The organism is Vreelandella venusta (assembly GCF_007989605.1).
Taxonomy (GTDB): domain Bacteria; phylum Pseudomonadota; class Gammaproteobacteria; order Pseudomonadales; family Halomonadaceae; genus Vreelandella; species Vreelandella venusta.
Genome location: NZ_BJUL01000015.1, coordinates 13,119 through 27,303, shown reverse-complemented (window position 1 = coordinate 27,303; position 14,185 = coordinate 13,119). Strand labels below are relative to the sequence as shown.

The 14,185-nt window shown below is 53.1% G+C and carries 12 protein-coding genes; 5 read left to right on the top strand and 7 right to left on the bottom strand.

Features of this window, described 5'->3' with window-relative positions; translation table 11 throughout:
- Positions 1 to 137 precede the first annotated feature (137 nt).
- Together HVE01_RS15125 and HVE01_RS15120 are read left to right on the top strand one after the other, a co-directional pair.
- Positions 138 to 923: a helix-turn-helix transcriptional regulator gene (locus HVE01_RS15125; protein ID WP_146944957.1), complete on the top strand. Its 786-nt coding sequence runs from the start codon at positions 138 to 140 to the stop codon at positions 921 to 923.
- A 155-nt stretch (positions 924 to 1,078) separates the two neighbouring features.
- Positions 1,079 to 1,531 (top strand): hypothetical protein, encoded by a 453-nt coding sequence (locus HVE01_RS15120; RefSeq protein WP_125752464.1) that lies wholly within the window; start codon positions 1,079 to 1,081, stop codon positions 1,529 to 1,531.
- A gap of 44 nt (positions 1,532 to 1,575) precedes the next feature.
- Here the strand turns inward: HVE01_RS15120 and HVE01_RS15115 are convergent, their stop codons facing one another.
- The 3 genes from HVE01_RS15115 to HVE01_RS15105 all read right to left on the bottom strand — a co-directional run bounded on the left by HVE01_RS15115 (position 1,576) and on the right by HVE01_RS15105 (position 5,563).
- Entirely contained in the window at positions 1,576 to 3,036 is a 1,461-nt protein-coding gene (locus tag HVE01_RS15115; RefSeq protein WP_146944956.1) for a sodium-dependent transporter, read from the bottom strand.
- 416 nt (positions 3,037 to 3,452) lie between these two features.
- Positions 3,453 to 5,015, bottom strand: a complete 1,563-nt coding sequence (locus tag HVE01_RS15110; RefSeq protein ID WP_146944955.1) for a sigma-54-dependent transcriptional regulator — start codon at positions 5,013 to 5,015, stop codon at positions 3,453 to 3,455.
- Positions 5,016 to 5,086: 71 nt separating this feature from the next.
- Positions 5,087 to 5,563 carry an Lrp/AsnC family transcriptional regulator gene (locus HVE01_RS15105; RefSeq protein WP_125752476.1) on the bottom strand — a complete coding sequence of 159 codons (477 nt, stop codon included), beginning with the start codon at positions 5,561 to 5,563 and terminating at the stop codon, positions 5,087 to 5,089.
- A 129-nt stretch (positions 5,564 to 5,692) separates the two neighbouring features.
- Here HVE01_RS15105 and hppD point away from each other — a divergent pair, with 129 nt between their 5' ends.
- Positions 5,693 to 6,799 carry a 4-hydroxyphenylpyruvate dioxygenase gene (gene hppD / locus HVE01_RS15100; protein WP_125752479.1) on the top strand — a complete coding sequence of 369 codons (1,107 nt, stop codon included), beginning with the start codon at positions 5,693 to 5,695 and terminating at the stop codon, positions 6,797 to 6,799.
- A gap of 46 nt (positions 6,800 to 6,845) precedes the next feature.
- Positions 6,846 to 7,211: a Rieske (2Fe-2S) protein gene (locus tag HVE01_RS15095; protein ID WP_146944954.1), complete on the top strand. Its 366-nt coding sequence runs from the start codon at positions 6,846 to 6,848 to the stop codon at positions 7,209 to 7,211.
- A gap of 56 nt (positions 7,212 to 7,267) precedes the next feature.
- Here the strand turns inward: HVE01_RS15095 and HVE01_RS15090 are convergent, their stop codons facing one another.
- The 3 genes from HVE01_RS15090 to HVE01_RS15080 are packed head-to-tail and all read right to left on the bottom strand — an operon-like array spanning position 7,268 to position 10,802.
- The gene (locus HVE01_RS15090; protein ID WP_146944953.1) at positions 7,268 to 8,674 is read right to left on the bottom strand and encodes a Na+/H+ antiporter NhaC family protein; all 1,407 of its coding nucleotides are present in this window, start codon (positions 8,672 to 8,674) and stop codon (positions 7,268 to 7,270) included.
- A gap of 34 nt (positions 8,675 to 8,708) precedes the next feature.
- Positions 8,709 to 9,998 carry an NAD(P)/FAD-dependent oxidoreductase gene (locus tag HVE01_RS15085; protein WP_146944952.1) on the bottom strand — a complete coding sequence of 430 codons (1,290 nt, stop codon included), beginning with the start codon at positions 9,996 to 9,998 and terminating at the stop codon, positions 8,709 to 8,711.
- Positions 9,999 to 10,004: 6 nt separating this feature from the next.
- A complete protein-coding gene (locus HVE01_RS15080; protein ID WP_241006766.1) occupies positions 10,005 to 10,802 on the bottom strand; it encodes an IclR family transcriptional regulator in 798 nt (265 codons plus the stop codon).
- A gap of 249 nt (positions 10,803 to 11,051) precedes the next feature.
- Here HVE01_RS15080 and HVE01_RS15075 point away from each other — a divergent pair, with 249 nt between their 5' ends.
- Positions 11,052 to 11,978 (top strand): YihY/virulence factor BrkB family protein, encoded by a 927-nt coding sequence (locus tag HVE01_RS15075; RefSeq protein WP_146944950.1) that lies wholly within the window; start codon positions 11,052 to 11,054, stop codon positions 11,976 to 11,978.
- Between the two features lie 62 nt (positions 11,979 to 12,040).
- On the opposite strand, the gene HVE01_RS15070 is transcribed toward HVE01_RS15075, so the two are convergent.
- The gene (locus HVE01_RS15070) at positions 12,041 to 14,173 is read right to left on the bottom strand and encodes a TRAP transporter permease (protein WP_146944949.1); all 2,133 of its coding nucleotides are present in this window, start codon (positions 14,171 to 14,173) and stop codon (positions 12,041 to 12,043) included.
- Positions 14,174 to 14,185 lie beyond the last annotated feature (12 nt).

Below are 14,185 nucleotides of genomic sequence, written 5' to 3'. Positions count from 1 at the left end.
AAAATGGGTGTTTTACGGAGGGTATATAGGCCGTATAGAGCGCTAGCCTACACTGAAGGTTTTAAGGGGGTTGTCCCGTAAAAAACGGGACATAACTGACCATTAGCTTTAGCTTATCTCGTGATGGCGGGGGACATATGCAAGAAATGACTAACACCCAGCTAATCGAATGGGGAAACCTTCTGCCAAGTGTGGCGACCTGCATTGAGGCCGTGGAAAGGGACAACTTCGAAAGCCAACTGCTCGCGTTACTGCATCAAGCCGTTGGTATCGAACAATGTATGATTTTTGGCTACTCGACGAACGGCGAGATCGATTGTTTACTGGCCGCCAATCATCAGCTTCCACGCGTTGCTGATCGTCTGGCTCACATCTACGTAAGTGGCCTGTTCCGGCAGGATCCGAATTACCTGCAACTAAGCCAACTGGCAGGCCAGCCGGAGAGTACGCTTATCGACGTATTAACTACTATGCAGGTGGAAGCGATGTCGCCAGCATATCGTAATCATCTATTTGCGTTTCCAGATCTTGTTGACAAGGTATCACTCAACATTGCCGCCAAAGAGGGCGCTTATTATCTTAATCTTTATCGAGGTACACAGAGAGGCCCCTTCACCTCAGCTAATCTGGATTGCTTAAATAGCTTAGCGCCGCTGTTGACCAGTTTAATTCGCCGCCATTACAGCAATGCTCCTGCCAGGCCCGAGCGGCTTAGTTCTTGCGAAGCTGCCGCGCTGGCCACGCTATCCGAACGCGAGCGTCAGTTGTGCCTCTATCTACTACGTGGCCACACGCTCAAAACAGCGGCGGCCAAACTCAAGATCGCTTTTTCAACCACTGAAACCTACCGCAAGCGTGCCTACGCCAAGCTCGGCGTAACATCTAAGGCGGGCTTAGTCGCACTTTGCAAAGCTGGTAAGTAGGATAAGATCCCCATCACACTGTCATCGTCACTTGGTAGCAACTATGGCCCCGCCTGTTTGTTTCACTTGAAACCAACTTGATCCGCATCAAGATAGTTTATCTCTCGTCGGTTGATACTGATGTCATCATCAAGAATCGCCGAGGGAGATTGACCATGGATACTGCCCAGCACACCGATACCACCTCTTGGTGGGGGCGCCTCACAGAGCGCTGCTATACAGCATCAACCACGACGTTAGCCCGCAACATAAAGCAGCAAGCAGGCGCTAGCTATGATGCACTGATCAATGACCTGGAAAGACCGCTAGAACCAGGCTTTGAGCAGGCAGTGGCAAGGCAGCTAGCAGCAGGCCAACCCGCTCATTTCAGCCCAGCCAACACCTTAATGCCAGTTATGCTGCAGCGCTTCGGTATCAGGGAGAGTGCTCTTAAGGAGAGTATGCTGAAGGAACACGGTTTTGCTGACTATCGTGCGCTGCGTGACACCTGCAACGCCTGCGCAGCCGTTGGCGATTGTTGGAAAGCAATGCGAGCAAGTGCTGAGCTTGATGAGTGCCGTCGCTTATGCCCTAACGCCAATGCCTTTGATGCGTTAGCGGCACGCTAATACAAAGCGCTCCCATCGACTAGCGATGGGAGCGCTTAGGTAGCTTACGACGCTTGGTGACGCAGGCGCGGGCTAGCCAACTCGCCCACCACGGTAATAACCACCAGCAGGGCTAGCAACCACGGCCACTGAGTACCTATCTGGAGGGTAGCGAGGCCCAGCGCATCGATGAAAATTAACACGATGCCTAACGGGCTAACGTAACGCACCATAAACAGCCACAGTGTGTGCTGGGTACGGGAGAGTCCTAGTTCTTCCCTGAATAGTTCAGTACGCAGCAGGAAGCCTGCCATCAGTGCCGTACCTAAACCGCCTAGCGGCATCATCCAGCGGGAGGTCAGGTAATCCAGCCAGTCGAAGAAAGTACGGCCTGCCACCGTCCAGTCTGCGCCCACATTGAACGACAGCATTGCCAGGGTGCTCACCAGCCACAGTACGATACCCACACCCCAGGATGCCCGTTTACGCGTCATCCCTTTACTGGCAACGAGCCAAGCCACTGTCGCTTCGATCATTGAGATCGACGACGTAAGCGCGGCCATTGATAGCATCACGAAGAACAGCACACCAAACAAGGTGCCAAACGGCATTGCTTGGAAGGCCAGCGGTAAGCTCATGAAAATCAATCCTGGCCCTTGGCCGGGATTCATTCCGTTAGCGAAAATAATCGGGAAAATAGCCAAGCCAGCCATCAGCGCGACAACGGTATCAGCAATGGCGACACTGAATGTCGTGCGTGCAATGGAGTGCCCTTCTGGCAGGTAAGAGCCGTAGGTAAGAATGGCACCAGACGCGAGCGACAAGGTAAAGAAGGCATGCCCCAGTGCTGCTAAGAGCCCTTCACTGCTTAACCCTTCGGCATTGAAAGAAAACAGAAAAGACCAAGCTTCGGCAAAGCCACCAGAAAAAGCACCGTAGCCGATCAGTATGCCCAGCATGATCACCATGCCTGGCATCATCCAACTAACACTCTTTTCGATGCCTGCTTGTACGCCTTTGCCGACGATGAACATGGTCAGCACCGTCACTAGCGTGCTCCAGGCACCTAACGTGAAAGGATTGGCATTATTAGCGGCAAAAATTGCCGCCATCTCATCGACACTATTACCGGCTAGCCCGCCGCTCAGCAGTTTCCACAGATAGGAAAATGACCAGCCAGCGACCACCACGTAGAACGACAGAATCATGAAACCACACAGCATGGCCATCCAGCCAAAAATCGACCAGAAACTGCCGCGCCCCGATTCATGCACCACTCGACGGATAGCATCAATCGGGCTGCCCCTGCCACGACGCCCGAAGCTGATTTCAGCCATCATGATAGGCACACCTACCGCCAATATGCAGGCCAAATAGACCAGCACAAAAGCGCCACCTCCGAATTCGCCAGTAATGTAAGGAAACTTCCAGATATTACCCAGACCCACTGCCGAACCAGTGGCTGCTAGCACAAACCCCCAGCGGCCCAGCCACAGTGTTTTGGGGGGCGTATTTGTCGTTGTCATTGGGAAACCTTATAAATTTATATTGTTTTTTAGGCTATTTATTATGAGCAGCTAGAACAGCTACTTAAGAGCGATTAACTGCCCATAAAAGCCAACCAACTGCGGTCAATCAGTTATAAAGAGCAATCTATAAAGAGTCTAGGGAGATAGCCATAGGGCAGGAATGGGGTTAAATCGCATTCGGCGAGGCGCTGCCCGTAGAAGCGGCACGAAACTGTAAAGAAATCGTTACACTCGGAAAAAAATGCCGAAGCGTGGTGTCTCGCTGTTGTATTTTTCTGACAAACTGTAAACAAATCGTGACAGTTAATTCGCTTGCTACACGCATTTTTTTAAGACTTTGCTTAAGTAGACTCTTGAATACGGCTTCAGGTGCTGTCTCAAGAGCTGTTTCAAGTGCCGTTTCAAGTATCGTTTCAAGTACCGTCTTGAGCACCAATACCGTAACGTTTGAGTTTATTGGCAATGGTCGTGTGGGAAACACCCAACCGCTTGCCTAACTGGCGGCTGGAGGGGTACTGCTGATACAGCGTACTCAAGATAGTTCGCTCCACCTCGCCTAGCATGTCGCTCAAGCTTCCCTCTAACGGAATACCCGCTAGCTCAGAAGACGCTTCGCTGTGAGGAAGACGCAAATGCACCGGCTGAATGGCTTGCTCTTCACATAGCGACACCGCCTGGAACAATACATTTTCCAACTGACGCACGTTGCCCGGCCAGTCGTAGCGGGTGATTTTTTCCAACGCAGCAGGTGAAAGTTCAGGCAAAGGGCAGCCTATCTGGCGCGCCGCACGATCAAGCACATAGCTCGCCAACTCCTCGATGCCGTCCAAACATTCACGTAAGGGAGGGACCTGTAGCAACAGCACATTAAGTCGGTGATAAAGATCCAGTCGAAATAGCCCGTCACTACACAGCTGCGGCAGGTTCTGTTGAGTAGCACAGATCACTCGGACATCCAGGAAGGTTTCTTCGTCGCTCCCCACGCGCCGGAAGCCGCCATCTTGAAGAAAACGCAACAGCTTTGTCTGCAGCCGTGGGCTCATTTCACCGACTTCATCGAGAAACACGGTGCCGCCTTCGTTAAGCTCCAGAAGGCCAAGCTTGCCTTCTGGCCGAGCGCCTTCAAAAGCACCCGGCGCATAACCGAAAAGCTCTGTCTCGGCCATTGATTCTGGCAGCCCGGCACAGTTGAGCACCACAAACGGCGCTTGCCCGCGATGGCTTGCCAAATGGCAGGCTCTGGCGACCAGTTCTTTCCCAGTCCCTGTTTCCCCTACAATCAGCAACGGCGCATCCAGTGGCGCCATGCGCCGCGCCTCATTGATCACGGCGGCCAGTCGTGAACTCGACTGAAAGATGGCCTCAAAGCCACGCAGCTCCTGGCGCTGCACCTGATAAATACGTGCCCCGATACGGTCGGCACGGTGCAATGTCACCACCGCTCCGGCTAATGAATCCACCTTAGTATCTTCGGTGTGCAGTGGTGCAATATCGGCGAGATAGGTATCGCCCTTCAGCTTAATCCGCAGCCCATTGATTCGTGAGTTGTTGCGTCGAATCACCTCAGGAAGATCGACTTCGTCAAGGTAGCGATCCAGCGATAGCCCTGGCACTTCTTGAACGCGTACCCCCAATACCTGAACGGCGATACGATTGGCCGCTACAATGCGACCCTGCATATCTATCGACATCACGGGGTCAGACAGCGAAGACAGCAATGCATCCAACTCCAAATGACGACGCTCGCTGGGCATCAAGCTCGCACGTTTGACGCCAAACACCCCTGGAATAGCTTCCAGTGCCGGTTTAAGCGTACTCAGTTGAGCATTAAGCAACTTCGGGACATGCAAGTAGATGGTATTGCCCTGCTCGCCGCCAACTTCGCCCCGCGCGACATTTATTCGGTAGTCAGCAAACTGGGCCACTATATCGCGAAGAATACCGATCCGGTTCTGACAGTAAAATTTTAGACGCATAGCACCCTCACCACACAAAACTAACGTAGTTGCTTAGGCCTGCCTGAAAAACCAGTGACTTCGGACATCGCTTAGCCACCGCTCACCGGCAGCCCCTGCTCTTCTTTCATACTCCGCAGTATGATTTCAGAGCGAACCTGGGTGACATTAGGATGAGGTAATAAGTGGTGGTGAATAAAGTCTGAAAACTCGGTGAGATCCTTGGCGATCACATGCAGTACATAATCCGCATCCCCCGACACAGAATAAGCCTCACGCACCATGGCGTGCTTTGTCAGTAACGTTACAAAATCATCATCCATGCTCTCACCATGCGCTTTGAGATTAACGCGAGTAATCGCACGCAAGCCAAACCCTAAGCTGGAGGCATCAAGCCTCGCCGAATATCCCTTAATCACCCCTTCAGCTTCTAGCCGCGCTTTGCGCCGGGAGCACTGAGAGGGAGACAGGCTGACACGTTCTCCCAACTCTGAATTGGTGAGGTCTGAGTTCTTCTGCAAAACTGATAAAATTGCAAGATCATATCGATCCAAAGAAATTCCGTGCATACAACACTCCAGTCACGCACAAGCTGTGCGCTATTTGGCGTTATCTTAGGTTAGTTTGCAACCTAATTGCACCATCTCTTCCCTATACTGAGCCTGTTCACTTACAAGATAATAATAGGAGAGACAGCGATGGGACCTTTTCCTCATGACGCGCCAAACGTAACCATAAGCGATGCAAACCCAGCGGGCACCGATGGTTTTGAATTTGTTGAATTTGCCCATCCTGAGCCGGAAAAGTTAGACAGCCTATTTCGGCAAATGGGCTTCGTTCCTGTTGCAAAACACCGTGACAAGTCAGTCACCGTTTATCGTCAGGGTGATATTAACTATCTGCTTAACAGCGAGCCTAACTCCCATGCGTCAGCGTTTATTGAGGCGCACGGCCCCTGTGCACCGGCCATGGCTTGGCGCGTTGTTGATGCTCAGCACGCCCTAAAACGTGCCGTTGAGTTAGGGGCTGAAGAGTTCACTGGCAATAAATCTATCGATGCGCCAGCGGTTGTCGGTATTGGTGGCTCGCTGCTTTACTTTATTGATACGTATGGCGATAAAGGTAGCTGTTACGCAAATGAGTTTGACTGGTTAGATGAGGTAGATCCTAAGCCTAAAGGGTTTGGCTTTTACTATCTTGACCACCTGACTCATAACGTTATTCGCGGCAATATGGACACATGGTATAAGTTTTATCATGACACCTTTAACTTCCGCGAAATACGCTACTTTGATATCGCTGGTAAAGTTACCGGCCTTACTAGCCGCGCATTAACTTCTCCCGATGGCAAAATTCGCATTCCGATTAACGAGAGTGCCGACGATCACAGCCAAATTGAGGAGTACTTGCGCGAGTACAATGGCGAAGGTATTCAGCATATCGCCATTGCAACGAACGATATCTACACCGGCACAGATTCCATCGCTGACGCAGGGCTTGAGTTTATGCCTGGTCCGCCGAGCATCTATTATGAAAAATCACTTGAGCGCGTAAAAGGTCACCAAGAGCCTCTCGATAAACTTCGTAACCGCGGCATTTTGATTGATGGCGAAGGTGTCGTGGGCGGTGGCGAAACCAGAATTTTGCTACAAATTTTCTCTAAAACAGTGATTGGCCCGATCTTCTTCGAGTTTATCCAGCGTAAAGGCGATGATGGGTTTGGAGAGGGCAATTTTAAAGCTCTGTTCGAATCCATCGAAGAGGACCAAATTAACCGCGGCGTGTTACAAAGCACTGCAGAATAGCAAAAACGCTTAATAACATAATTAGCGCTGACGAAAAGGAAACACTGTGCAAGACGCTTGGCGTAACTATGCAAATGCCCCCCAAGAGGGGGCTATTGTTTGCCCTTCTCATCTTATAGAAGAAGGCAATGCACACTGCATAGAAGTTATTAGTAACGACACACCTTTCCCGATGATTGTAACGCGCATAAATGGTGTCATTTATTGCTACGTTAATGCCTGCCCCCACCAATACTTACCATTAAATTACCGGTCGGACAGCATCATTTCGTCAGATGGGCACCGCTTACTATGCAGTGCCCATGGCGCAGCATTCGATATTAAAACAGGCAACTGCTTAGCAGGTGCTTTTGATAATCTTGACGCAATACCGGTGTTTGAAGACCCGCAAGGCAATGTTTGCATTGGCTGATGCTAGATTAAGCCCTGCGATAATGGCCTCAGGCGGCCTAGCGCAGGGCTTATCGCTTACAGCGTGAGGCCGAGCAACAGGTAAGCAGCCAAGGAGAGTATGGCAACGGCAAGCGCAAAGGGAATTTGCGTCTTGATATGGTCGATATGGTCAGAAGCAGCCCCTGTTGAGGCAAGCACTGAGGTATCCGACAACGGCGAACAGTGATCCCCGAACACACCGCCACCCGCTACGGCTGCCACCGTGGCATATACCAGCGGTGTCAGCATATCGCTGCTGAAGTTGAATGCCAGCGGCACAGCCAGCGGCATCATGATCGCGAAGGTGCCCCAAGAGGTACCGGTTGAAAAGGCGATAACGGCAGCGATAAGGAATGTCATCGCTGGCAGTAATGCCGGTGTCAGCCAGCCACCGGTGGCTTCAACGATATAGCTGGCCGTGCCCATATCTTTGGAAAGCTGATTCAACGAATAGGCTAACGCCAGAATAATAATGGCTGGCATTACCCCCTTCATCCCGGCCATCGAGGTTTTCATAATGTCGTTGAAGGGAATGCCCTGAAGGCGCATAACGATACCGAGAAACACAGAAGCCGCCAGAAACGCTTCCATGGTCTTGGCCGAGTCCATCACGATAAAGGTGCCGACAGCAACGCTGATCACCACCAGCACCGGGGCGAAAAAATTCCAGAATAGGTTGGTACGCGCACCGTCATAAGGCGGAATTTCGGTCAGCTCCTCGCCCACCAGTGGTTCTGCCCCATCACGCAGTACTTTGCCCTCTTCCTGAGCGCGACGCTCGGCTTCGCGCATCGGTCCAAACAGTGGAATAACACCGACAATGACCAGCCCCACGACCAGCACTGAGAGCCATGCATAGAGGTTAAAGGGAACCGCATGTAGAAACACGCCCATCGCCTGAGCAGCATTTTCGATGGGCCCCATGCCAATCAGTAAGCCAGAAATAAACACCGCCCAGCCGGTAATCGGAATCATCACACTCACCGGGGCGGAAGTGGAGTCCGCGATATACGCCAGCTTTTCCCGCGATACCCGATAGCGATCCGTCAGGCCACGCATGGTGCTACCAACAAACAAGGGGCTGAAATAGTCGCTGAAGAAAACGAACATGCCCATCACCCAGGCAATCAACTGAACCCTTACCCGTGACAAAGCACGGCGTTCCACCCAGGCGGTAAAGTTCTGAATCGCCCCTGTGCGTTGGAAGAACGCGATCACTGTGCCAATGAAAAGCTCCAACAGCAGTATCCAGGAGAAACTGGTGGTGCCCAGAGTTTCCTTTAACAGCGTGGGAAAGCCCATCAAGCCATTGCCCAGGGTAATCACTCCAACGAAACAGGCGACTGCCAGCGAAAAAACGGTGTTGCGGGTAATAAATGCCAGCACAATAGCCAACGCCGCCGGCATGATGGACAGCAGCCCAATATGATCTTGAGGATCCATTGTCATCTCTCTTTTTTATAATGGTGAGTGGGGATCAAGTTTCTTGCTTTGCCTTACGGCGCTCCATTTCACTGGTCAGGTAGAAACCCAACCGACGCAGGGGATCGGCAGGCATCCAACTCGCCTTGCCGAATAACGACGCAATATTTTCGACCGGCTGGCCCATGGCATGGCGCGCCAAGGCATCGCCAAGGAAGGTACCCTTGACGATACCGCCGCCATTGCACCCCGCTGACACATACAAACCGGGCTGGATCTCCCCCCACAGTGGCGCACCGTTATAGGTCAGCCCGGTGGTCCCTCCCCAGACCTTATCGAAGCGCACTGGGGTGAGTTCGGGATAGCGCGCCTCAAGGCTCGCTTTCAGTTCAGCCTCAATACGGGCGTTATCGGCTTCGCGCTCATAGCTGTAACGCGAACGAATCATCAAGCGCCCATCGGCGGTGGTGCGCAGCGTACAACCCAAACGATGCGCGGGTAACAGCCCCCAGGTCGTCGCAGCAATGCGTTGTCGTTCAAGCTCTGGTAGGGGCTCGGTAATCGCGGCGTAGGTATAAATAGCGGTTAGCCGCGAAGGGTCTGCACCCAAGGCTCTAGAAAACGCGTTATTGGCGAGGATTACCTGCCCAGCCGTTACTTCGCCTTCGGGTGTGGTGACACGCCACTTTTTGCCATCAGGCTTGATTTGAGTCGCGGGCGAGTGCTCATGCAGTTCGATTCCGGCTTCTAATGAATCCGCTAAACCAACAATCAATGCTGCAGGCTGCACCAGATAACAGTCCGGTGAATAAATACCCTGTGTGTAGTAGCGCGTGCCAATTCGCTCAGCCAGTTGGCTAGCACTCAAGGTCTGGTAAGAAAGGCCTGCAGCGTTAAGAAAAGCTTCATACTGGGCCAAGGCGCGCTGGCCTATCGCACTGCGGGCAGCACGATAAGTGCCGCTACGTTCAAGTTGGCAGTCAATTCCCAGCCGTTCGACCCGCTCGCGCAGTAGCGCCATGGTTTGTCGGCTTAACGCGTTCAGTGTCCCCATGCGCTCAAGTTCTTCGGGACGAGCATCATTGGCTAAAGCGATTTCCAGCATGAAACCAGAGTTACGCCCTGGGCTACCTTCACCTACTTGGTCGGCCTCAAGAATTTTGATGCGGTCTTCAGGCCGCGCCTGCTGCCAGGCCGTAGCTGCCGCGAAGCCGGTGTAACCAGCCCCGATGATGACGACATCCGCCTCAGCTTGGCCACGCAAGGCGGGGCTCGGCTGGCGCTCTGGGAGCCAGGCGTTCCAGCCGCACAGGCGCTGATGTGATGGATGCGTGGGTTGTGGCATGACGATTTAATCCAAATACAGTAGGCCGTGGGCCTGGTTAACCATAGCGGCGACTTCTTCTTGCATGCCCTGGAGCACCTCCTGTTTATGGGCCGCTGTCATACGAGACTTGAGCATTGAGCAGCTCATGGCCCCCAAGGGGTGACCACTATGGTCGAGAATAGGAATGGCTAAGCCGCAGTATTCCGGGAGCAGAGAGCCTTCAACGCCACGGGCGTAGCCATGTGTTAGTAGATGATTAATCTCGGCTTCGACATCGGCGGTGGCAATCGCGTAATCATCCCGCAAGCGTGTCGCGTTGTGGTCGAGAATCTCGCTTCGCTCCTCCGCGCCGAGATACGCGAGCAAAGCAATCGACGCTTGACCGACACCCAGCGGTAAGCGCCCTCCCGTCGCCCTAACAAAACTGCCCACCGGATAAGCACCGTTCTGCACTTCCAGGCAGACCGCGTAGATACCATCGCGGGCGAACAGATAGAAACTGTCTCCCCAGCGCTGTGCCAACGCCAGCAATCTCGGCCGAGCCAAGTCTCTCAACCCAGCGCCATTGCCCGCCTGGGCACCAAGCACCAGCAGCTCATAACCCAGCAGGTAACGCCCCCGAATGGGAGAAGAGCGTAAAAACCCTTGCTGCTTGAGACCTTTTAACAACCGATAGAGCGTAGGACGACTGAAGCTCAATTCATTCAGATAGTCGTCAACACTCGCACCGCGATGTCCGCCCCGTGCAGTAACTTGCAGTATCTGCATAGCATGAACGAGCGTAGCGGGGCCTGATGAGGTGATGTTTTCATTTACCGGCATTATGGTTATCGTTGTTTGTCTAGATGCGCTAGAACATAGCAAGACAAATTCGCGAGTTCATCTCACTAGATGAGACACAACCATTTTCATGCGATAAATCAGGCATGCGGCAACTGCTTCTGTCGGGCAACCCGGATCATTGCCTATCATTTTGCCGGCCTGTGCGTCAGTCTATTCACTGGTGCCTGCTGTCGCTGAACAGTCACACCGCCAAGGCATAGTGTTGGCACACAAGGAGGATGGCAAACGATGGGGCGTAACCAAACAGCACTCAATGCCTTACTTCTACTACTGCCACGGCTGGCTCATTTTGCCTGGCGTGTCGTGTGTCACTTCTTGAAGAACCGCGGCATCCTGCTTGCCGGTGGGGTGGGCTACAATATTCTGCTCTCTATCGTGCCGCTATTTGCAGTATTGGTTGTGCTATTGACCCAAGTGGTGGATCAACAACATTTACTCAGCGTTCTTGCTGTACAAGCGCGCCACCTAGCACCGGCCCATGCCGAAGTATTGATGGATGCTGTCCGCAGCCTGCTGGAGTCTCGCGACGTCATCGGCATTCTTAGCTTACCCATTTTACTGCTCTTCAGCTCCTTCGCCTTTCGCATGCTTGAAGATGCTCTGGCAATTATCTTCCATACGCCAGAAAGCCCCCACATCAAGCGCAGTGTATGGGTTTCCGTGACGTTGCCTTACGCTTTTATGCTGGTGCTCGGAGCGGGACTACTGGCTTTAACACTGGTCGTCACCCTGGCCAGCTCGCTCAATACGCTGATGATGGCGCTCTTTGAGCGGCAACTGCCGTTTGCAGGGTTTTCCGAACCAGTCCTGAACTTATTCAGTTTTGCTGGGGTTTTCTTATTGTTTAGCGCTATCTACAAGGTGCTGCCGGTAGTGCGCATCGCGTTACGCCGAGCGGTAATCGGCGGTTTCGTCGCGGCACTGCTGTGGGAGGGCGTGCGGCTGCTACTGGTCTACTATTTCACTCACCTGTCGTTCGTCAACGCTGTTTACGGGTCCTTAGCAACGCTGGTGATTGTGCTGCTCAGCCTGGAAGTCGGTGCCATCATTTTGCTGCTGGGCGCGCAGGTCATTGCTGAGTTAGAGCGTAATACACGCCTCGGCTTACCTTGGCATATTGACCCAGACCGACAACCCATCACCCACGTTGAATAGGACATTATCTTGCGATGCCGCCATCTTTTGATGGCGGCATACCTTCTGATGCTCGCCTAATATCAGGCCATTGTATGAGCCATCTGGCGGTCACGTCTGGCACTCCACACCAGCGTCATCAGAAACAGTGCCAATCCCAAGAAATCCAGCAGCAAGTTTCCGTGAGGCCACAGCATTAAAGCACCAACGGGGAACATGGCTAGGCGCAGCCACCAGGGCAACTCGCTTTCCAGATAGCCTTCCAACCCTGCGATAATGGCGTAAATACCGAACAGCGCGAAGGCAAACACCACCAACATTTCGGTCGGCGTCCCGGTGATCATTGGCGACCACACAAAAAGCAAGGGAATGATGTAGAGGCCCTTGGCTATTTTCCAAGCGGTAAAACCAGTACGCATAGGTGGCGTTTTGGCAATCGCCGCCGCAGCGAAGGCGGTAAGGCATACCGGCGGAGTCACGTTGGAGTCCTGAGATAGCCAGAAAATCACCATATGCGCCGCCACTAACATCATTGATATCGTATGCGGCGAAAGCGCTTGTTCGTAAAGCTGTGTACGGAAATCGTCCGGTACCAAGGCCAGTAGTTGTTGAGCACTGGCAGCATCCATCGGGGCATTCAGCGCTTCTAAGGCATCTGGCGCGGCAAGCATAAAGATCGTTCGTGCCTGCTCGGGCAAATCACCGGCCATAATCAGTTCTAACAGCTGGCTTTGTGCCATCAGACCATACAACGCTGGTGCCGATAGTGTGCCCAATACGATATAAGCGGCCGTCACCGGCAACCCCATTCCCAGTACCAGAGAGGCCAGCGCGATCAACACAATGGTAACCAACAGACTACCGCCCGCCCAATCTGAGATCATCAACGAAAAGATGTTACCAATGCCGGTCGTCGACACCACGTTGACGATCAAGCCAACTGTCAGCAGTAGGATGGCGGTGGAAACCATGTTGCGGGTGCCCAGTACCAAAGCGTCGATAATTGCCTGAAGCTTCATGGGTGAACGTGATAGCCAGGAAGCAACGACCACCGACACGATAGCGATACCGGCAGCGTAAGTGGGGGTGAAGCCATTGATAAGGGCGACGACCAGCACCACGAGCGGCAACAGATAGTGCCAACCACCTTTCAAAACATCAATCAGCTTTGGTGCTTGCTCCATTTCTACCTGATGAGTACCGCTACGCTTGGCTTCTATACGCACGAACATGGCCACCGAGAGAAAGTACAGCAGCGCAGGAAGCGCAGCGACCCCGATGATGGTGAGATATGACACCTGGGTGTAAGAGGCCATGATAAAAGCCCCCGCCCCCATAACGGGAGGCATAAGCTGGCCTCCGGTTGAAGCAGCGGCTTCAACGCCGGCCGCAAAACGCGGTGGAAAGCCCGCTTTACGCATTAGGGGAATAGTGATCACACCGGTAGAGACCGTATTGGCTACGCTGGAGCCAGACACCGACCCCATAAGCCCTGAAGCGAATACCGCTACAAATCCCGGGCCACCAACAAAGCGACCCGCGGCACAACGTGCCAGCTCGATGATGAACTCCCCAGCCCCCGAACGCACCAGGAAGGCACCAAAGAGAATGAACATGAAAACATAGGACCAGGAAATCCGGGCAATCGAGCCCAGCATGCCGTCACCGCCGAGAAAGCTACGAAACAGCACGGTTTCCCAGTTCAGCCCAGGGAAATTGAACACCCCACCTACATAGCGCCCCCACCAGGCAACGTACGTCAGTGCAATGATACATAGCAGCGGAATAAACCAGCCGGTAGTCCGGCGGGCAAATTCGAGTACCAACGCCAAGGCGGTAATCGACACGATCCAGTCAGCCAGGGAAAAGCGTACCCCACGGGCATAAAGTGCATCCTCAAAACCGATTAAATAGAACGCACAGCCTAGGGCGGCTAGCCCAAGACACACATCAACAGCGAGTAATAGGCGCTGACCGCTAGCCGAGCGCGCTTTGAACATCGGCACGGAAAGCGCGCACAACAGGCCGAACATACCGAAGTGTAATGCACTAACCCAAATTTCTGAGACAGTGCCCAGGGTATTGAAATAGATATGTGAGAAAGCAACGACGATGGCGAGCAAGCTCAGAATCCGCCCAAGCCAGGGATGTTCAAGGCGCTCTGAAGCGCTGCTTGCGGATTCATCGCGCACCGTATCAGGTGTCGAATGACTCATGGTGTACCTCAT